Origin of the sequence: Cellulomonas xiejunii (assembly GCF_024508315.1) — a bacterium.
In the GTDB taxonomy this organism is placed as follows: Bacteria; Actinomycetota; Actinomycetes; order Actinomycetales; family Cellulomonadaceae; genus Cellulomonas; species Cellulomonas xiejunii.
This window is the reverse complement of record NZ_CP101987.1, coordinates 3977431-3995864: the sequence shown is the minus strand read 5'-3', so window position 1 is coordinate 3995864 and position 18434 is coordinate 3977431. Positions and strand designations below refer to the sequence as shown.

General features: G+C 73.6%; 20 protein-coding genes. 13 read left to right on the top strand and 7 right to left on the bottom strand.

The window, feature by feature from the left end; all coding sequences use genetic code 11:
- Positions 1-72 precede the first annotated feature (72 nt).
- Together NP048_RS18360 and NP048_RS18355 are read right to left on the bottom strand one after the other, a co-directional pair.
- Complete coding sequence (locus tag NP048_RS18360) at positions 73-1206, bottom strand: endo-1,4-beta-xylanase (RefSeq protein ID WP_227576760.1); 1134 nt, start codon at positions 1204-1206, stop codon at positions 73-75.
- Positions 1203-2981, bottom strand: coding sequence for an FAD-dependent oxidoreductase (locus NP048_RS18355; RefSeq protein WP_284439711.1), 1779 nt, complete (start codon positions 2979-2981; stop codon positions 1203-1205). Before NP048_RS18355 ends, NP048_RS18360 begins: the two co-directional genes overlap by 4 nt.
- Before the next feature lie 149 nt (positions 2982-3130).
- Between NP048_RS18355 and NP048_RS18350 the strand changes: the two genes are divergently transcribed.
- Positions 3131-3973 (top strand): SMP-30/gluconolactonase/LRE family protein, encoded by an 843-nt coding sequence (locus NP048_RS18350; RefSeq protein WP_227576759.1) that lies wholly within the window; start codon positions 3131-3133, stop codon positions 3971-3973.
- 61 nt (positions 3974-4034) lie between these two features.
- Here NP048_RS18350 and NP048_RS18345 read toward each other — a convergent pair whose 3' ends face one another.
- The gene (locus NP048_RS18345) at positions 4035-4604 is read right to left on the bottom strand and encodes a GNAT family N-acetyltransferase (RefSeq protein WP_227576758.1); all 570 of its coding nucleotides are present in this window, start codon (positions 4602-4604) and stop codon (positions 4035-4037) included.
- A 271-nt stretch (positions 4605-4875) separates the two neighbouring features.
- Between NP048_RS18345 and NP048_RS18340 the strand changes: the two genes are divergently transcribed.
- Positions 4876-6318, top strand: a complete 1443-nt coding sequence (locus NP048_RS18340) for a glycoside hydrolase family 10 protein (RefSeq protein WP_227576757.1) — start codon at positions 4876-4878, stop codon at positions 6316-6318.
- Positions 6319-6452: 134 nt separating this feature from the next.
- Positions 6453-6896, top strand: a complete 444-nt coding sequence (locus tag NP048_RS18335) for a ScoMcrA-related endonuclease (protein ID WP_227576756.1) — start codon at positions 6453-6455, stop codon at positions 6894-6896.
- A 28-nt stretch (positions 6897-6924) separates the two neighbouring features.
- Here NP048_RS18335 and NP048_RS18330 read toward each other — a convergent pair whose 3' ends face one another.
- Entirely contained in the window at positions 6925-7926 is a 1002-nt protein-coding gene (locus tag NP048_RS18330) for a LacI family DNA-binding transcriptional regulator (protein WP_227576755.1), read from the bottom strand.
- Between the two features lie 200 nt (positions 7927-8126).
- Here NP048_RS18330 and NP048_RS18325 point away from each other — a divergent pair, with 200 nt between their 5' ends.
- The 3 genes from NP048_RS18325 (at position 8127) to NP048_RS18315 (ending at position 11195) form a co-directional block, all read left to right on the top strand.
- Positions 8127-9653, top strand: a complete 1527-nt coding sequence (locus NP048_RS18325) for an alpha-N-arabinofuranosidase (protein WP_227576754.1) — start codon at positions 8127-8129, stop codon at positions 9651-9653.
- On the top strand, positions 9650-10468 hold the full coding sequence (locus tag NP048_RS18320; protein ID WP_227576753.1) for an alpha/beta fold hydrolase: 819 nt from the start codon (positions 9650-9652) through the stop codon (positions 10466-10468). Before NP048_RS18325 ends, NP048_RS18320 begins: the two co-directional genes overlap by 4 nt.
- Before the next feature lie 76 nt (positions 10469-10544).
- Positions 10545-11195, top strand: a complete 651-nt coding sequence (locus NP048_RS18315) for a hypothetical protein (protein WP_227576752.1) — start codon at positions 10545-10547, stop codon at positions 11193-11195.
- A 10-nt stretch (positions 11196-11205) separates the two neighbouring features.
- Here the strand turns inward: NP048_RS18315 and NP048_RS18310 are convergent, their stop codons facing one another.
- Complete coding sequence (locus tag NP048_RS18310) at positions 11206-11709, bottom strand: hypothetical protein (protein WP_227576751.1); 504 nt, start codon at positions 11707-11709, stop codon at positions 11206-11208.
- A 73-nt stretch (positions 11710-11782) separates the two neighbouring features.
- Here NP048_RS18310 and NP048_RS18305 point away from each other — a divergent pair, with 73 nt between their 5' ends.
- The 5 genes from NP048_RS18305 (at position 11783) to NP048_RS18285 (ending at position 14816) form a co-directional block, all read left to right on the top strand.
- The gene (locus NP048_RS18305) at positions 11783-12280 is read left to right on the top strand and encodes a GNAT family N-acetyltransferase (RefSeq protein WP_227576750.1); all 498 of its coding nucleotides are present in this window, start codon (positions 11783-11785) and stop codon (positions 12278-12280) included.
- A 128-nt stretch (positions 12281-12408) separates the two neighbouring features.
- Positions 12409-13077 (top strand): YceI family protein, encoded by a 669-nt coding sequence (locus NP048_RS18300; RefSeq protein WP_227576749.1) that lies wholly within the window; start codon positions 12409-12411, stop codon positions 13075-13077.
- Positions 13078-13121: 44 nt separating this feature from the next.
- Positions 13122-13637: a sigma-70 family RNA polymerase sigma factor gene (locus NP048_RS18295; protein WP_227576748.1), complete on the top strand. Its 516-nt coding sequence runs from the start codon at positions 13122-13124 to the stop codon at positions 13635-13637.
- Complete coding sequence (locus NP048_RS18290) at positions 13634-14389, top strand: anti-sigma factor family protein (RefSeq protein WP_227576747.1); 756 nt, start codon at positions 13634-13636, stop codon at positions 14387-14389. Before NP048_RS18295 ends, NP048_RS18290 begins: the two co-directional genes overlap by 4 nt.
- A 196-nt stretch (positions 14390-14585) precedes the next feature.
- Complete coding sequence (locus NP048_RS18285; protein ID WP_227576746.1) at positions 14586-14816, top strand: hypothetical protein; 231 nt, start codon at positions 14586-14588, stop codon at positions 14814-14816.
- 12 nt (positions 14817-14828) lie between these two features.
- On the opposite strand, the gene NP048_RS18280 is transcribed toward NP048_RS18285, so the two are convergent.
- Positions 14829-15326: a MarR family winged helix-turn-helix transcriptional regulator gene (locus NP048_RS18280; protein WP_227576745.1), complete on the bottom strand. Its 498-nt coding sequence runs from the start codon at positions 15324-15326 to the stop codon at positions 14829-14831.
- A 116-nt stretch (positions 15327-15442) separates the two neighbouring features.
- Between NP048_RS18280 and NP048_RS18275 the strand changes: the two genes are divergently transcribed.
- Both NP048_RS18275 and NP048_RS18270 read left to right on the top strand, forming a co-directional pair.
- Complete coding sequence (locus NP048_RS18275) at positions 15443-16006, top strand: NADPH-dependent FMN reductase (RefSeq protein WP_227576744.1); 564 nt, start codon at positions 15443-15445, stop codon at positions 16004-16006.
- A 160-nt stretch (positions 16007-16166) separates the two neighbouring features.
- Positions 16167-17678 carry a LamG-like jellyroll fold domain-containing protein gene (locus NP048_RS18270; protein ID WP_227576743.1) on the top strand — a complete coding sequence of 504 codons (1512 nt, stop codon included), beginning with the start codon at positions 16167-16169 and terminating at the stop codon, positions 17676-17678.
- Between the two features lie 13 nt (positions 17679-17691).
- Here the strand turns inward: NP048_RS18270 and NP048_RS18265 are convergent, their stop codons facing one another.
- Complete coding sequence (locus NP048_RS18265; protein ID WP_227576742.1) at positions 17692-18420, bottom strand: Type 1 glutamine amidotransferase-like domain-containing protein; 729 nt, start codon at positions 18418-18420, stop codon at positions 17692-17694.
- Positions 18421-18434: the final 14 nt, after the last annotated feature.

Sequence of the window (18434 nt, the reverse complement as noted above, 5' to 3'; positions counted from 1 at the left end):
GAGCGTACGTCGCACCCTGCTGCGCGTGCCCGGGGAGCGCCGCGGCCGGCGCGGTCCGGGGCCACGGGGTGATCAGGCGTCGGGCCCCCGCAGGGCGTCGGCGACCGCGGTGAACGCGGGCTTCACGGCGAGGTCCTCGTCCAGGACCATCGCGGAGCCCTCTCCGGCGAAGAAGCCCGGCACCCAGGAGTAACGGTCGGTCACGCCCCACAGGGTGAGGGACGTGCAGCGCTCGACGGCGACGCACGCGTCGACGGCGCGGCCGTAGTACTCGACCTGCTTCTCGACGTCGTCGGGCTCGGCGCGGCCCGCACCGTCGACGGGGACGCGGACGTCGAGCTCGGTGATCGCGACCTCCAGCCCCAGGTCGGTGAAGCGCCGCAGGTTGGTCTCGAGGTCACCCGGGAACGGGTACTGCGTCGACAGGTGGCCCTGGACGCCGAACCCGTGCAGCGGCGCACCGGCCGCGAGCAGCTCGGTCGCGAGCGCCAGGTACGCGTCGGACTTGGGGCCGACGGACTCGACGTTGAAGTCGTTGAGGTACAGGACGGCGTCCGGGTCGGCCTCGTGCGCCCAGCGCAGGGCGTCGGCGACGATCGCGGTGCCGAAGCGCGCAAGGAACGGGTTCTCCTCGGTGCGCAGCACGCCGGAGTCGTCGAAGATCTCGTTGGCGACGTCCCAGTGCACGATCCGGCCCTTGTAGCGTCCGACGACCGTGGCGATGTGCTCCTGCAGGAGCGCGCGCATCTCCTCGTCCGTGAACGTGCCGCTGGTCAGCCAGCGCGGGTTCTGCGAGTGCCACAGCAGGGTGTGGCCGCGCACCTGCTGACCGTTCTCCTCCGCGAAGTCGATCACGGCGTCCGCGCCCTCGAACCGGAACTCCTCGCGCGTGGGCCGCAGGAACTCCCACTTGAGCTGGTTCTCGTGCGTCACGGACGAGAACTGCTCGGCGATCACGTCGCGGTAGGCGTCGTCCTCGCCGAACGGGTCCGGGTAGCCGGCCGCGGCGTGGTGCCCGCCACCGGCGACCGCGACACCGACGGCCAGGCCCGCGCGGGGCAGGTCCCGCAGCGCGACGTCCGGTGCGGCGGCGGGCGTGGGCGTCGGCGTGGGGGACGGGTCGCCGGCTGACGTGCAGCCGGCCAGGGCGAGCGCGGCGGCGGCGCTCAGCACGGCCCCGTTCCGGACGAGCCTCGTTGCTCTCATGACGCGGGATCGTACGGGCTGCCGGTCGGCCGCGGGTGGGACCCCCGCGCTGTGGGACTCGCAAGGTCGGCGTGCCGCACCACCGTCAGCGGCAGCGCGGCCCGTGCGTGCGAGGGCACCGCGGGGTGCCGTGGCGCGACGGGCGGCACCCGCCGGTACGGCTCGCCGACCCTCGGTCGCGGGTCCGGGTCGCCGGCGTTCGGCCACATCGCGCACGCGCGCTCCGCCTGGGCGGTGATGGTGAGCGACGGGTTCACGCCCAGGTTCGCGGAGATCGTCGACCCGTCCACGACGTGCAGGCCCGGGTACCCGAAGACACGGTGGTACGCGTCGACCACGCCCGTGGTCGGGTCACCGCCGATCGTGCAGCCGCCCAGGAAGTGCGCGGTCATCGGCACGTCGGCGATCTCCCCCAGGGTGCTCATGGGGATGCCGTCGAGGTGGCGGGCCATGCTCCGGTACGCCGCGTTGGCCTGGGGCAGCCAGGTCGGGTTCGGCTCGCCGTCGCCGCGCGTCGACGTCAGGCGCCAGCGGCCCGTCCACGTGCGCCGCGGCCGGACCGTCAGCGCCGCGCCGCCCGTCTGCATGACGAGACCGACCACCGCGCGGTCCGACCACGTGCGCAGGCCCGTCAGCACGGACACCGCGTGCCGGGGGTGCCGCACCACCTGCCCCAGCCAGCGGACCCAGCGCGGCACGCGCCCGCCGCCGTCGGTGAGCACCGTGCCCAGCAGGCCCATGAGGTTCGAGCCGTGGCCGTAGCGCACGGGCTCGATGTGCGTGCGCTCGTCGAGCCACACCGACGACGTGATCGCGACCCCGCTGTTGACGCGCGGGCCGGGCGCGCGCGGGCGACGGGCCGCGCCGCCGAGCGCCTCGGAGTTGGTGCGCGTCAGGTGCCCGAGCCGGTCGGACAGCCCCGGCAGCGTGCCGTCGGCCTTGAGCCGGTGCAGCAGCTCCTGCGTGCCCCAGGCGCCGGCGGCGAGGACGACCTGGTCGGCGAGCAGCGTGGTGCCCGGTCGGCGCCGGCCTGTCGGGACCGTGACGACGTCCCACCGCCCGTCGGGCCGGGGGAGCAGGGAGGCGACCGTGGTGTCGGGGACGATCCGCGCACCGGACCGTTCCGCGAGCCACAGGTAGTTGGTCTCCAGCGTGTTCTTCGCGCCGTGCCGGCAGCCGGTCATGCACTCGCCACACTCCAGGCACCCGCGGCGCTCCGGCCCGGCACCCCCGAAGAACGGGTCCGCCACGGGCTCGCCCGGCGTCCCGAAGACGACACCGACCGGTGCGAGCCGGAACGTGTCCGCCACCCCGAGGTCATGGGCGACCGCGCGCACGACGTCGTCGGCGGGCGTCAGCGTGGGGTTCTGGACGACCCCGAGCATGCGCTGCGCCTGGTCGTAGTGCGGCGCCAGCTCGTCGCGCCAGTCCGTGAGGGACGCCCACTGCGGGTCGCGGTAGAAGTCGTCGGACTCCGGCCGGTACAGCGTGTTGGCGTACACGAGCGAGCCGCCGCCGACCCCGGCGCCGGCCAGCAGGACCACGTCGGGCAGCACGTGGATGCGTTGGATGCCACGACAGCCCAGCCGCGGCGCCCACAGGAAGCGCCGCACGTCCCACGACGTGCGCGGCAACGTCTGCGCGGTGAACCGGCGACCCGCCTCGACGACGGTGACGCGATAGCCCTTCTCCGAGAGCCGCAGCGCCGCGACCGACCCGCCGAACCCGGAGCCCACGACGACGACGTGCGGGGCGGCCGACACGGGCACGCTCACCTCCAGGCGTCGTCGCAGGTGGGGAGGCCGACGATAGTCGTCGCGTGCCGGGACGTGAGCGCGTCGCGACGGACCGGGCCCGCGCGTCGGCGTGCGGCACGGCTCTCCGCCGGGAAGGCTCGGGGTACCCCACCCGAGGAGGAGCGCCCGTGCTGAGAGCAGAGCAGGTCACCGACGCCGTCGCCTATCACGGCGAGGGTCCGTGCTGGTCACCGACGTGGGGTGGCCTGCGCTGGGTCGACATGCTCGCGGGTGACCTGCTGACGCTCGACGAGGACGGGTCGGTGAGCCGCCTGCACGTGGGGGACCTCGCGGCGTTCGTGCGGCCGCGCTCGCGGGGCGGCTACGTGGTCGGGCTCGAGCGCGGCATCGGGCTCGCGGAGTCGCCGGACGGGCTGCCGACGCCGCAGCCGGAGCTGTGGTCCGACCCGGGCGTGCGGATGAACGAGGCCGGGTGCGACCCGTGGGGCGTCCTGTACGCGGGGTCGATGGCGTACGACGCGCGTCCCGGCGGAGCGCGCCTGTACCGGATCACGCCCGCCGGGGACGTCACGGTGGTGATCGACGACGCGACCATCTCCAACGGTCTCGACTTCTCGCCCGACGGCACGCTCGCCTACTACGACGACACGGCCACCGGCCGGACCGACGTCTTCGACGTGGTCGACCGTCGCTTGACCAACCGTCGGCCGTTCTTCGCCCGTGAGGACGAGAGCCCCGACGGGCTGACGGTCGACTCGGCGGGCAACGTGTGGGTCGCGCTCAACGGCGCGGGTCGCGTCCGCTGCGTCTCGCCGTCGGGGGAGGTGCTCGCGGAGGTCGAGGTACCCGTGCGCCTCACGACGGCCTGCACGCTGGGTGGCCCGGACCTGCGGGACCTGTACATCTCCACGTCGCGCGAGCACCTGGAGGACCCCGAGCCCGAGGCCGGTGCGCTGTTCCGGGTGCGCGTCGAGGTGCCGGGCCGCCCGGTGCTGCCGTTCGGCGGCTGAACGCGGGAGGGTCCGGGCCGCTCAGGGCCCGTGGGGGCCGCGACGCTGCCGGCTCGCCAGGTCATCCCTGCGACGTGGGTGCGGCACCTGCGGTCGGGCGGCTCTCCCGCGGCGCACGGATCCGGTAGAGCACCGAGCGGCGGAGCGGGTGACCCGCCGCGCTCGACTCGTAGTCGAAGTCGTCCGCGGGGTCGTACGTCATGCCGAGTCGACGCATGACGGCTCGCGACCGCTCGTTGTCCACGGTGGTGAACGACACGATCTCCGCCAGCCCGAGCTCGTCGAAGCCCACGGCCAGCGCTTCACGCGCCGCCTCCGTGGCGTACCCGTGGCCCCACGCCCAGCGGGGCAGCCGCCAGCCGACCTCGACCAGGTCGGGGTTCCAGCGCGGCCGCGCGAGCCCGGTGAAGCCGGCGAACCGTCCGTCGACCTCCAGGGCCCACAGCCCCCAGCCGTGCTCCTCGACGTGCGTCCGCGCTTGGGTGGCGAGCGCGTCGCTCTCCGCACGGGTCAGCAGGGATGGGAAGTACTTCATGACCTCGGGGTCGGCATTCATCTCGGCGAACGGCTCGAGGTCGCTGTCCTGCCACGAGCGCATGACCAGGCGGGCGGTGTGACGCGAGGGGATCATCCCGCGAGGGTAGCCGCGAGCGCGGCAGCAGCACCGATAGTTTCGACGGCTGACGCAGAGAACGGTTGCCACGTAGGACGAACGTCCAGGACGGACTGTCCCGTTTTCTCCCTCAGTAGGTGCACTGATGTCATCCGAGAGAGTGTCGAATCGATACGAAAAGGTCCCCGAAAGTATCAGCGTCCGATATGTCCCTTGACGCTCCGAGTGACCCGGAGAGACCTTTCGTCCCCGGCCGACGCCGGACCGTCCAGACAGAGGAGAGGGATCGATGACGACCCCACACCGCAGGCACCGCCGCGGGCGCCTTGCCGCCGCAGGCGGCCTCACCGCAGCCGCGATGGCCATCGCGCTCGCCGTCCCGGCGCAGGCCGCCGGCAGCACGCTCCAGGCCGCCGCAGCCGAGACCAACCGGTACTTCGGCACCGCGATGGCTGCGCACTACCTGAACAACTCGGGGACGATGAACATCGTCAACCGCGAGTTCAACATGATCACGGCCGAGAACGAGATGAAGATGGACGCGATGCAGCCCAACCGCGGCCAGTTCAACTGGTCCTCGGGCGACCGCATCGTCAACTGGGCCCGCCAGAACGGCAAGCAGGTCCGCGGGCACGCCCTGGCGTGGCACTCCCAGCAGCCCGGCTGGATGCAGAACATGTCCGGCAGCACGCTGCGGACCGCGATGCTCGAGCACGTCACCGGTGTCGCCACGTACTACCGCGGCAAGATCCACAGCTGGGACGTCGTCAACGAGGCGTTCGCCGACGGCAGCTCCGGCGCGCGTCGCAGCTCGAACCTGCAGGGCACCGGCAACGACTGGATCGAGGCCGCGTTCCGCGCGGCCCGCGCCGCCGACCCGGGCGCCAAGCTCTGCTACAACGACTACAACACCGACAACTGGTCCCACGCCAAGACCCAGGCGGTCTACAACATGGTCAAGGACTTCAAGTCGCGTGGCGTCCCGATCGACTGCGTCGGCTTCCAGGCGCACTTCAACTCGGGCAACCCGGTCCCGTCGAACTACCACACCACGCTCGGCAACTTCGCCGCGCTGGGTGTCGACGTCCAGATCACCGAGCTGGACATCGAGGGCTCGGGCAACTCCCAGGGCGAGCAGTACCGCGGCATCGTCCAGGCGTGCCTGTCCGTCGCCCGTTGCACCGGCATCACGGTGTGGGGCGTCAAGGACTCGGACTCCTGGCGCGCCTCGGGCACCCCGCTGCTGTTCGACGGCAACGGCAACAAGAAGGCGGCGTACAACTACACCCTCGACGCCCTCAACGCCGGCGGCACCGCCGCCACCCCCGGTGGTCAGACGGGCCCGCAGCCCACGCAGCAGCCCACGCAGCAGCCCACGCAGCAGCCGACGCAGCAGCCGACGGCCAACCCGACGACGCCCCCGCCCACCGGCGGCGGCACCTGCACGGCGACGTACTCCGAGGGCCAGAAGTGGAACGACCGCTTCAACGGCAACGTGACGATCCGCGCCAACGGCAACATCCGCAGCTGGACGGCGACGGTCGTGCTGCCGTACCCGCAGTACGTCACGTCCACCTGGAACGGGTCACCCACGTGGCCCGCGTCGAACGTGATGGTCATGCGTCCGGCGGGCAGCGGTGCGCTGGCCTCCGGCCAGAGCGCCTCGTTCGGGTTCACCGTCCAGCACGGTGGCAACTGGACGTGGCCCACCGTGACCTGCTCGGCCTCGTGATCGGCTGAGCACCAGCTCCACGCACGCAGCGGGCGCGGCTCCCTCGGGACCGCGCCCGCTGTCACGCCCGGGAGTGGCGAGCGGAACAGCGTCCACGGGCCCTCGGCGTACGGCAGGCGACGTAGGCTCGGAACGTGGCCACCTTCTCCTCCGTAGCACGTCAGCACGTCCTCCAGGCGATCGAGGAGTACGACCGCCGTGGCGGCGAGGACTTCCTCGCGGTGTACGGCTTCGTGCCGCAGGACGAGTGGACGCTGACGCACGAGGGGCGGGTGTACGACCTGCCGGCGGTCGTGGGCGTCGCGCACCGTTTCGCGACGGGACGCCTCGCGACGCCGGACGACCTCACCGGAAGCCTGGCGAGCGCGGCGGCGATCATGCGCAAGCGTGGCTTCGAGGTCACGCAGCCCGGTGGCGGGCCGGTCGCGGCGCCGGTCCGCGCGAAGCGCGCCCCGCAGCGGCGCGAGCCCGCGGCCAAGCCGCGCAAGTCGTCCGCCGAGCCCGAGCGCGTCGCCCCCGTGTGCCCGACGTGCCACATGACGCTCGCCGCGATGGGCAACTGCGACTACTGCTCCTGACCCCGGGACGCTGCCCCGGTAGGCCGGGTCAGCGCGTCGTGCCGCGGACCACGAGCCGCACGGGCATGACCAGGTGCTCCGCGTCGGACTCCTCGCCGGCCATGCGCCGCTCCAGCAGCCGCAGCGACTCGGCGACCACGAGGTCCACCCGCGGGTCGACGGTGGTGAGGCCGGGCACCAGGTGCTCGCTGACGTCCAGGTCGTCGAAGCCCACCACCTGGACGTCGTGGGGGACGCGCAGGCCGCAGTCGTGCAGGCCGGCCATCACGCCGATGGCGACCTGGTCGGTCACGGCGAAGACCGCGTCGAGGAGCAGACCGTCCGTGATGGCGTTGCGGATCATCTCGCGGCTCTCGGCCATGGCGAAGTGCGCAGGCGGCAGGACGAGCCGCACGTCCACGTCCAGGCCGGCCGCCACGTGGGCGGCGCGCCATCCACCGGTGCGCATGCCGACCATGCCGGTGTGGGCGGTGTCGAGCGTGCCGCCGACGATGGCGATGCGCCGCGCGCCCCGCTCGAGGAGGTAGGACGTGGCCAGCTGGGCGCCCTCGAAGTTGCCGAGCTGCACGTGGTCGTGCGCGGTGGGCATCGGCTTCTCGCCCAGCAGCACCAGCGGCATGTCGCCGTTGAGGCGCGCGACCTCGGAGTCCTTGAGGCCGACGACGGACAGCAGGACGCCGTCGTACATCTGGAGGCGTGCCTGCGAGAGCGCGCTCAGCTCGCCCTCGCGGCTGGCGCCCGTCTGCTCGACCACGAGGTGCCGACCGCTGGGCAGCAGCGCGTCGGTGACGGCGGCGGCCAGCTCGGCGAAGTAGGGGTGGTCCACCCGCGGGATGGACAGCGCGATCGTGCCGCTGCGCCCGGCCCGCAGGCTGCGGGCGGTGAGGTTGACCTGGTAGCCCAGCGCGTCGACTGCCGCAAGCACCCGCTGGCGTGTCGCCTCGCTGACGCGGGGCCGGCCGTTGACGACGTTGGAGACCGTCATGACCGAGACGCCGGACGCCTTGGCGACGTCCTTGAGTGTGGGCATGTCGCTACCGTAGTGACGCGGACGCCCCAGCGGCACGGGCTGAGTGCTTGACATTTCGGAAATCCTGCCCGAAGGTCAGGGTGCGCCGCGTGTAACGATAAACACGCCCTCGACGACGAGGGTGGAGACCTCGCACATCGGCGTCCCGCCTGTAGGAGCGTCAGCGCTGACGCCCGGCACCGATCACCGAAGGGACCTCCGTGTCTTCCCTGACCGCCGTCATCGACCTCGACCTCCCGGGGCCCACGATCAGCCGTCACGTGTACGGCCACTTCGCCGAGCACCTGGGCCGCTGCATCTACGGCGGGTTCTGGGTCGGCGAGGACTCCGAGCTCCCGAACGTGCGGGGCATCCGCAGCGACGTCGTCGAGGCGCTGCGGGGGCTCAAGATCCCGAACCTGCGCTGGCCCGGCGGCTGCTTCGCCGACGACTACCACTGGCGCGACGGCATCGGGCCGCGCGACCAGCGGCCCCGCATGGTCAACTCCCACTGGGGCGACGTCATCGAGGACAACTCCTTCGGCACGCACGAGTTCATGGACCTGTGCGAGATGCTCGGCGCCGAGCCGTACGTCAACGGCAACGTCGGGTCCGGCACCGTCCGGGAGATGAGCGAGTGGGTCGAGTACCTCACGCGCGCCGACGACTCGCCCATGGCCGCGCTGCGCCGCGCCAACGGCCGCGACGAGCCGTGGAAGGTCCCGTTCTTCGGCATCGGCAACGAGCCGTGGGGCTGCGGCGGCAACATGTCGGCCGAGCACTACGCCGACCTGGCCCGCCAGTACGCGACGTACGTGCGCAACCACGGCGGCAACACCGTCTACAAGATCGCCGCCGGCGCCAACGCTGAGGACTACGCGTGGACCGAGGCCCTCATGAAGGTCTCGCAGAAGCTGGGCTGCGGCTGCGACCCGCGCGGGTTCTTCCAGGGCATCTCGATGCACTACTACACGATGTCCGGCGACTGGAGCGTCAAGGGCCACGCGACGGCGTTCGACACCGACGACTGGTACGTCACGATGCGCCGCGCCCACAAGATGGAGGAGCTCGTCCGCGGGCACTCCAACGTCATGGACGCCTACGACCCCGAGCACCGCATCGGCCTCGTCGTCGACGAGTGGGGCACCTGGTGGGACGTCGAGGAGGGGACCAACCCCGGCTTCCTGTACCAGCAGAACACCCTGCGCGACGCGCTGGTCGCGAGCACGCACTTCGACACGTTCCACCGGTACGCGCACCGCATCTCCATGGCGAACATCGCGCAGACCGTCAACGTGCTGCAGGCGATGATCCTCACGGACCCCGAGTCGGGCGCCCTCGTCCTGACGCCGACGTACCACGTGTTCGAGATGAACACCGGTCACCACGACGCGTCGTCGCTCGCGGTCCACGTCAAGGGCGAGGTCCCCACGCGTGACGTCGAAGGCAAGGCCGTCCCGATGCTGTCGATGTCCGCGTCGACCAAGGACGGCACGGCGCTGGTGTCGCTGTCGAACCTCGACGCCGACGCCCCGACGTCGGTCGTGCTCGACCTGCGCGGGGCGGCCGTGACCGGGTTCGACGCCCGCGTCCTGACGGCGCCGACGATCCAGACGCACAACAGCCCCGACCACCCCGACGCGGTCGCGCCGGTCGCGCACGACGGCGTCCGGCGGCACGCGCTCGGCCTCGAGGTCGACCTGCCCGCCCGGTCGTACACCACCGTCCGTCTGGAGCTGGGTCTGTGAGCGCCGCCGACGCGACGGGCGAGCTGGCCGTCCACCGCTCCGGGAACCCCGACGCGCCGACGGTCGTCCTGCTCCACGGTGTGACGGACTCCGGGACCACGTGGCCCGACCTCCTCGCGCACTGGGGCGAGCGGTACGACGTCCTCGCACCCGACCTGCGCGGGCACGGCTCGTCCCCGCGCTTCACGCCCGAGCAGCTCCCGCAGGCGCCCGAGGTCATGCTGGCCGACGTCGTCGCGCTGCTCGACGCCCAGCCGGAGCCCGTCTTCCTGATCGGGCACTCGCTCGGCGGGCTGCTGGCGCTGCGCGCGGCGCTCGCACGCCCGGAGCGGGTGCGGGCACTGGTGGTCGAGGACCCCGCCAGGCCGACCGGTGCGCACACGCCGGACCCGGGGTTCTCGGCGATGCTGCTCGGCCAGACACACGTCGTCATCGCGGACCGCGAGGCCGAGATCGCCCGCATGCGCCGCGAGACGCCGTGGAGCGACACCGAGATCGAGGCGTGGGCGGCGACCCGGGCGGACGTCGACCAGGAGTACCTGCGCCACGGGCTCTTCCTGGGCGACGCGGCCTGGGAGGAGGCGTTCGGCGCGCTGCAGGTGCCGACGCTGCTCGTCCTGCCGGAGGAGGCCCCCATGGCGCCGCGGCTCGACGGGTTCGACAACCCGCTGGTGCGCGTCGTGGTCGTCCCCGGCGCCGGGCACTGCGTCCGCCGGGACCAGCCGGACGCGTTCCACGCGGCGGTCGACGCGTTCCTCGCGGAGCACGCGGACCTGGCGCGGGTGGCGGACCTGCTCGAGGCTCGCGAGAACTGAGCCCGCCCTCGGGACGGCGGACGACGGTCGGCTCGCGCCCTTCCCCCGGGCGTCCCCGCAGGCCACGCTGTGCGGCATGGACCTCACCATCGGCCGTGGGCGCACGCTCGACCGACGCGACGTGGCCGCGGCCGCGGGCCTCTGCGCGGTCATGTGCGGCGTCTTCTGGGTCTTCGGCAGCGGCGACTCGCTGCGCGTGACGTTCGTCCCCGGCGCCGTCGTCACCTTCGCGCTCATCGTGGTCCTGCACCGGACGGCGACGCCGTTGCCGGCGCCGGGTCGGGCGCTGCCGGTGTACGCCGTCGCACTGGGGTGGCAGCTCCTGCACTTCGCGGAGGAGTTCCAGACAGGGTTCTGGCACCGGTTCCCGGCGCTGTACGGCGGCGCCCCCTACGAACCGGCGACGTTCGTCTGGTTCAACATGGCCTCCTACGTGCTCTTCGGTGCGGCGACGGCCGTCGCGGTCGGGCGAGGCCGCGGCGCCGTGCTGATGCCGTCGCTGTTCTTCGTCGTCTACGGGACGCTGGGCAACGCGATCACCCATCTCGTGTGGGCCGTCATGGTGGGCGGCTACTTCCCGGGGCTGGTCACCGCCTGCGGGTACCTGGTGATCGGCCCGGTCCTCCTACGGCGCATGTGGCCCGGCGCCACGTGGTGGCACGTGGCCGCCGTGACGTCCGTGCTCGCGCTCGTCCTCGTGCCGCTGCTGGTCGCGGTGGCCCGCTGACGCCCCGGGCTCACGTCCCGGCGGACCACCGCGTGGTCGTGGCCTCGAGGTCGGCGACCGGACCGGTGACGATGAGCGAGCGGCACCCCGACGCCTCCATCGCGACCACCGGTCCCCACACGGGGACCAGCGCGGCCGCGGCAAGCAGCACCGCGTGCGCGTGCGGCTTGCCGAACGTGACCGCCGTGACGGGGGTGTCGGGGGGCATCCGCTCGGCGCGGGCCGACGTCTCGTCGTCGTGCGGGCTGTGCAGCAGCACGTCGGTGAGCGTCGTGGGCGCGTAGGCCCGGATGCCGGCGTCGTCACGCGTCAGGTGGTCGAGGTCGTCGGACACCAGCGGTGCGGTGTCGCCCGACAGCCCGGCGTCCCGCAGCAGCGTGAGGACCTGCGCGGCGGACGGCGCGGGCAGCGGTGCCGGCAGGGCGTCGGGCACGGGGTCGACCGCGACCTGCGACAACCACGCGGGGTCGTCGGCGAACGTCGACAGCGGCATGACGATCGCGGTCCAGCCCATGCGCGCATGATGCCGTACGGGTCCGCGTCGCGATCCTGACGACCGGCCGCCCGCACCGGTAGCGTCGGCGACCGTGGACGTCCAGCCCCAGCACGCGACCGCCGCCGACGCGGCGGCGATCCACGCGCTGCGGCGCTCCCTCGAGGACTGGATGGCCGCGCGCGGCATCGACCAGTGGCCCGTCGGGTCCGTGCCGGCCGACCGGATCGCGGCGCAGGTGGCCGCTGGGCAGTGGTGGGTGGTCCGCGACGACGAGGGGCTGCTCGGCAGCGTCCGCGTGGTCGGCACCGACCCCGAGTACTGGGGTGACGACGACGCCCCCGCGCTGTACGTCCACGGGCTCATGGTCGCCCGGCGGGCGTCGGGCACCGGCTTGGGGCGGGCGCTCGTCGAGTGGGCCGGGGAGCGGGCGCGCGCCGCCGGCGTGACGTGGCTGCGCCTGGATCACCGGGCGTCCAACCCGCACCTCGACGACGTGTACCGGTCGTGGGGCTTCGAGCCGGTCGGCGTCACCGACCGCCCGGGGTTCGAGGTGGTGCTCATGCAGCGCCGGGCGGGTCAGGAGCGGTAGCGGGCGGGGTTCGGGACACCGGGCGTCCCTGACCCCGCTCACGGGCCGGCGTCCGTGGTGAACCGATCCGGTGCGCTTCTCGTCTTGTCGGTAAGGGCTCGGGACGGGCCGTGGGAGGAGTGGGAGCGATGAGTCGGAACGCGAAGGTGTGGGCAGGGGTCGGCACGGGCGTGGTCGTGCTCGCGGTGGTGGCCGTGGTCGTCGGACCAGGGCTGTACGCCGACTGGGGCAACAGCCGGGCCGACGCGGCACCGACGCTCGAGGTGAGCGCGGCCGCCGACCCGGTGGAGGCGACGGACGGCACGTGGACCGTCAGCGACGGGTCCTTCGCCGGCTACCGCCTGGAGGAGGTCCTGCGTGGCCAGGACGTGACGGTCACCGGACGCACCGAGCAGGTGACCGGCTCGGTCACCGTCGCGGACGGCAGCCTCGCGGCCGGCGAGATCGAGGTGGACATGGCGAGCATCGCCACCGACCAGCCGCCGCGCGACACGTACTTCCGTGACCAGGCCGTCCAGGTGCGCGACCACCCGACGGCGACGTTCACGCTCACCGAGCCCGCCGACCTGGGCGACGGCGCGACCGCCGTGCAGCTGACCGGCGACCTGACGATCCGTGGCGTGACCCAGCCGGTCACCGTGGACGCGCAGGTGGCTGCCTCGGGTGGCACCGTGCAGGTGGTGGGCTCGGTGCCGGTCACGTTCGCGGACTTCGGCATCGAGGCGCCGTCGCTCGGGTTCGTCACCGTCGAGGACACCGGTGCCGTCGAGTTCGACCTGCGGCTGACGGCGTCCTGAGGGGCGCGAGGTCGCGGGCACGGACCGACGACGGAGGTGGCGACGTGGCAGGTGAGGCCGACGGTGGCGCGGACGCGCTGCTGCACGCCACGCACGCCGCGCACGCGGCTGCCCTGCACCGTTACGTCGCGCGTCTCACCGACCCCGCCCGCGCACCCGATGTCGTGCAGGAGACCCTGCTGCGGGCGTGGCGGCACCCCGAGGTGCTGACGCGCCCCGAGCCGTCCGTGCGGGCGTGGCTGTTCACGGTCGCGCGCAACCTCGTCGTCGACGACGCCCGCAGCGCGCACCGGCGCCACGAGACCCCGTCCGACGCGCCACCGGACGCCCTGGCCGACGACGGCACGCAGGCCGTGCTCGACCGGTGGCTCGTCGCCGACGCGCTGGCAGCCCTGTCGGCCGACCACCGTGCGGTCGTCGTCGGCGCGTACTACCAGGGGCGGTCGGTGGCGGAGCTCGCCGCGGAGCTCGGCATCGCCCCCGGCACCGTGAAGTCGCGGCTGCACTACGCGCTGCGCGCCCTGCGCCTGGCGATGCAGGAGAGGGGAGTGACTTCATGAGCACCGACCCGTACCGCGAGTGGGACGCCGCGTACGTGCTGGGCGCGCTGGCGCCCGGCGAGCGGCGCGAGTTCGAGGAGCACCTCGCGGCGTGCGAGGTGTGCCGGGCCGCCGTGGGGGAGCTCGCGGGGCTGCCAGGGCTGCTGGGGAAGGTGCCGGCCGAGGACGCGGTCGACGCCGGCACGGCTCCGGGGTCGGGTCCCGACGGGCGCGTCGACGGTCCGTCCGACGGGCGCGTCGACGGTCCGTCCGACGGACCGCTCGCCGACGTCGTGCCGCTCGCGCGCGTGGCCCGCGAGGCCCGTCGACGCCGGGCGCGGGGTCGGGTCGCGCTCGTGGGCGCTGCGGCCGCACTCGTCGTGCTGGCGGGCGCGGGCGGGGCCGCGGTGACGGGCGCGCTGGGTGCGCGTACTGCGGTCGTCGCGGCGGACGCACGCACGGTCGCCCTCGCACCCGTCGGCGGGTCGGGGGTGAGCGCCGACGTCACCATCGCGCCCGCGCGCTGGGGCTCGCACCTGGACTGGAGCTGCGCCTACGAGGCCGCCGAGCTGCCCGAGGGGGTCTACGAGCTCGTGCTCGTCGCCGCCGACGGCGAGCGCTCGGTGGTGGCGACGTGGACGAGCACGGGCGAGCGGACGGCGTCGGGCCTGCAGGCGTCGTCGGCGCTGCCGGTGGACGGCATCTCCCGCGTCGAGCTGGGCGTCGTGGGGTTGGACCGGCCCCTCGCGGTGGGGGAGGTGGGGGAGGCCTGAGCCGGGGGCGGTCTCACCAGGTGCGCGGGGGGCGCGGACGGGGCGGGTCGCGCGCTGCTGCTGCAACACGAGATCGCCGAGGCCCGGTGAATGGACGCGCACCCGGGGGCGAGCTACGAGGAGGCCCACCGGCACGCGACGTCGGTGCAGACTGGGACGGCGCGGTCCGATTCGAGCGGGGTGGCTGATGGGTGGCGTGGCGTACGGACGTAAGGTCCGCGAGGACGACGAGAGCGTGAGCTACACGTTCGCGATCGAGCCGGCCTCGCCCGAGGGTGTGCTGGTCATCCCCGTGGTCGACCCTGACGCCTGGTACGTCGACGGGAGCGACGCGCGTCCCACGGCCGCGCTGCGCGTGCTGGGCAAGGCCGTGCTGACGTTCCGGAGGTCCGGCAGCTGGCCCGAGCTCGTGGCGTTCCAGTCCTGACCTGCCCGGGTCTCACGGCTGGAGGTCGGCGCCGTCGATGTCGGGGAGCGCGACGCCGCACGCGTCGGTGATGTGCCGGGCGACGTCCGTGAGCGCGGCGAGCTCGTCCGGTGTGAGCCCGTCGAAGACGCGGCGGCGCACCTCGGTGACGTGGCCGGGCGCGGTCGCGACGACCTTGGCCCAGCCGTCGTCGGTGAGGGTCGCGAGCGTGGTGCGGCCGTCGGTGGGCTCGGGGCGGCGGCGCACCCAGCCGCGGTCCTCGAGGCGCGCGACGATGCGGGACAGGTGGGAGAGCGTGACGTCGGCGCGGGCGGCGAGGTCACGCATGCGGCGCGTGCGCTCGGGGGCCATCGAGAGCCACGCGAGGACCTGGTAGTCGGCGAAGGAGATGCCGGCGTCGCGCTGGAGCTGTGCGTCGAGCAGGTGCGGCAGGTGCGTGAAGAGCCCGCTCAGCGCGATCCACGCGTGCACCTCGTCGCGCGTGAGCCAGCGCGGGTCGTCGTCCACCATGTGACCACATTACTTGACACGGGAAGTAACCCACTCGACGATTACTTGCAGCGGAAAGTAAGAGTCCGCGTCACGGCCGCCGACTGTCGACGGCCATCGTCCGCAGGGGAGCCTCCATGACCACCACGACCGACCTCCGCGTCCTCCTCGTCGTCGGCAGCGTCCGCGACGACCGCCGCGGCCACCTCGTCGCCGACTGGGTGCGTGACCGGCTGGCCGAGCACGGCGGGCTCGAGGTCGACGTCGCCGACCTGCGCGACGTCACGCTGCCCGCATCGCTCGACGGGTCCGGCGACACCGCCGCCTGGCGCGCGCGGATCGACGCGGCCGACGCCGTCGTCGTCGTCACCCCCGAGTACAACCACGGGTACCCCGGCTACCTCAAGACCGCCATCGACTCCGCGTACGACGAGTGGCGTGGCAAGACCGTGGGGTTCGCCTCCTACGGCGGCACGGCCGGCGGCGCGCGGGCCGTCGAGCAGCTGCGCCCGGTGTTCGCGGAGGTGCACACCCACACGGTCCGCGACCAGGTCGTCCTGCCGAACATCTGGGAGCTGATCGACGACCAGGGCGTCCTCGACGCGTCGCGGGCCGAGGCCCCCGCCAAGGCGATGCTCGAGCAGCTCGTGTGGTGGGGGACGGCGCTGCGGACGGCCCGGCGGGCGGACGTCGCGGCGTGACGCCCGGGTGACCTCGGGTGGCCCCGCGGACCCCGGGCGCGGCTGGGTGCGGCGTGCCTCGACGCGGGCGACCGGTGATGTCCGACCGGTCCGATATGTTCCGTGTGCGTCGCGGCGCAGTCGGCACCGCCGGTCTGCCCCCCTCACCCAGGAGGTCCCCGTGCACGGTCAGTCATCGCTCCGTCCGGCTGCGCTCGTCCGCGTGCTGACGGTCACCGCGCTCACCGCGGCGCTGGCGCTGGTCCCCGGTGCCGCGCAGGCGCACGGTGGCCCCGGAGGGCACCCGCCGCGGCAGGTGAACCACGCACCTGATGCCCCCAGCGACGTCGGTACGTCCTCACCGGACTCGTCGTGCTCGGCGACGGTCGCCTCGCCGCTGCGCTCGACGACGCCGACGCTGCGCGCGACCCTCTCGGACGTCGACGGCGACAGCCTGCGGGGCGTCTTCGAGGTGCGCGACGGGCGCTCCGGCCGGCCCCTGTGGTCGTCGCGCCCGACCGCCGCGCAGGCCTCGGGTGCCGTCCACGCCGTGCAGGTGCCCGACGGCCTGCTCCGTGACGGTGGGGTGTACGAGTGGCGGGTGCAGGCGCGTGACACCAAGAACCGCAAGGGGCCCGTCGTGCGCTGCCGGGTCGTCGTCGACGTCGCGGCGCCCGCGGTGCCCGTCGTCACGCCCCTCGCAGGTGCGGGCGCCGTCTACCTGGAGGACGCCCTCGCCGGGGGTGTGGGTGTCGCCGGTGACTTCCGGCTCGACGCACCCGGCGCGACCGACGTCGTCGCCTTCCTGTACGCGTTCGACGGGGCACCCGCGCGCGTCGACCTCGCGCCGGGGACCACGGGCGCGACGGTCCGCTGGACACCGAGCACCGCCGGGACGCACGTGCTGACGGCTCAGGCCGTCGACTCGGCGGGCAACGTGAGCCCCGAGCGGGCGTACCGCTTCATCGTCGCCTCGGCCTCGTCCGCGCCGTCCGGCAACGCGCGGTGGACCCTCGACGAGGGTGCCGGGACGACGTCCGCCGACGTCCTGTCCACCGACGGCAGCAACAGCCTGACGCTGACACCGTCGACCACGTGGACCGATGGTCTGCGAGCAGAGCTGTGGGGCAGCGCCGACTCCGCGCTGCTGCTGGACGAGCCGACCGACGGGGCGTCGACCACCGGTCCCGTGCTCGACACGACCGGGAGCTGGTCCGTCGTCGCCTTCGTCCGGGCCGGCACGAGCGACGTCGAGGCCACCGCCGTCAGCCAGGACGGCGACAGCGGCAGCGTGTTCCGGCTGGGCCTGGCCACGACGGGCTGCACCGACGAGGCCGTGTCCTGCTGGTCCCTCGCAGTGGCCGGGTCGACCGGCGAGACGTCGACGGCCACCTCCACCGTCCCCGTCGTCCCCGGGGCGTGGGTCGCGCTGTTCGGGATCCGCGACGCCGCGTCCGGCACGGTGCGTCTCGACGTCTGCGACCTCGGCACGGCGCAGGCTCCGGGCAGCCCCAGCCCTCAGGCGGGCGAGCCGGTGTCCCTCGAGGCCGGCGCGGCCGGCACGGGTGCGTTCCGGGTGGGCGGGACGCAGGACGGGTCGTCCCCGTGGGTCGGTGCGGTCAGCGGTGCGCGGACGTGGGGCGGTGTCATCGACGTGATGCAGGAGCGCCGGCTCTGCAGCGCGGGCGCCTGACCCGCGGCCCGTCTCAGCGGGGCAGCTCCCGGGTGGGAACGGGGGTCTCGACGACGCCGTCGCCGTCGCGCCGCACCCGGAACGCCTGCCCGCCCGGGACCTCGATCACCGCCTCGACCAGCACACCGTCGCGCCACAGCAGCGCGACGCCGTCGTCCGCCGCGTACCCGTCGGGCAGCTCGCCCGACGCCACCCACCGCAGGTACGACTCCCGCCGGTCAGGCTCCGACCGGTAGTGCGGGCATGCCGAGCCCGGCAGCAGGCCCAGCCCGTCGCGCAGCGGCGCGTACGGGCCGAACGAGTCGGTGCTCGACGCCTCGTACCAGCAGTTCATGCCCGCCGAGATGCCCGCGAGCACCGTCCCGCCCCGCGCGGCCTGCGCGAGGAGCTCCGGCAGCCCGTGCACGCGCCACACCGCCAGCAGGTTCGCGGTCGACCCTCCGCCGACGTACACGACGTCCTGGTCGAGCACCTGCTCGAGGCGGTCCAGCGGGATCGCACCGTCGGGACCGTTGCCGAACAGCGCGAGCACCGACGTGCGCGCGCGGCCGTCGAACGCGTCGAGGAACCGCTCGACATACCACGCCGCGTCACCGCTAGCGGTCCCGACGAAGCACACGCGGGGCGTGTCCACGCCGGTCAGGCCCAGGACGAAGTCGTCGAGCGCGCCCCCGCCGGCGACCTCCGGCATCGAGAAGCCGCCGCCGCCCATCGTCAGGATCGTCCCGCTGCGCTGCCACATGCCCGGCACCGTAG

What these genes read in the sequence shown, in the direction of transcription:
- NP048_RS18360 (WP_227576760.1), bottom strand. Translation starts at nt 1,206, where the DNA reads ATGAGAGCAACGAGGCTCGTCCGGAACGGGGCCGTGCTGAGCGCCGCC.
- NP048_RS18345 (WP_227576758.1), bottom strand. Translation starts at nt 4,604, where the DNA reads ATGATCCCCTCGCGTCACACCGCCCGCCTGGTCATGCGCTCGTGGCAG.
- NP048_RS18340 (WP_227576757.1), top strand. Translation starts at nt 4,876, where the DNA reads ATGACGACCCCACACCGCAGGCACCGCCGCGGGCGCCTTGCCGCCGCA.
- NP048_RS18330 (WP_227576755.1), bottom strand. Translation starts at nt 7,926, where the DNA reads ATGCCCACACTCAAGGACGTCGCCAAGGCGTCCGGCGTCTCGGTCATG.
- NP048_RS18315 (WP_227576752.1), top strand. Translation starts at nt 10,545, where the DNA reads ATGGACCTCACCATCGGCCGTGGGCGCACGCTCGACCGACGCGACGTG.
- NP048_RS18310 (WP_227576751.1), bottom strand. Translation starts at nt 11,709, where the DNA reads ATGGGCTGGACCGCGATCGTCATGCCGCTGTCGACGTTCGCCGACGAC.
- NP048_RS18300 (WP_227576749.1), top strand. Translation starts at nt 12,409, where the DNA reads ATGAGTCGGAACGCGAAGGTGTGGGCAGGGGTCGGCACGGGCGTGGTC.
- NP048_RS18290 (WP_227576747.1), top strand. Translation starts at nt 13,634, where the DNA reads ATGAGCACCGACCCGTACCGCGAGTGGGACGCCGCGTACGTGCTGGGC.
- NP048_RS18280 (WP_227576745.1), bottom strand. Translation starts at nt 15,326, where the DNA reads ATGGTGGACGACGACCCGCGCTGGCTCACGCGCGACGAGGTGCACGCG.
- NP048_RS18275 (WP_227576744.1), top strand. Translation starts at nt 15,443, where the DNA reads ATGACCACCACGACCGACCTCCGCGTCCTCCTCGTCGTCGGCAGCGTC.
- NP048_RS18265 (WP_227576742.1), bottom strand. Translation starts at nt 18,420, where the DNA reads ATGTGGCAGCGCAGCGGGACGATCCTGACGATGGGCGGCGGCGGCTTC.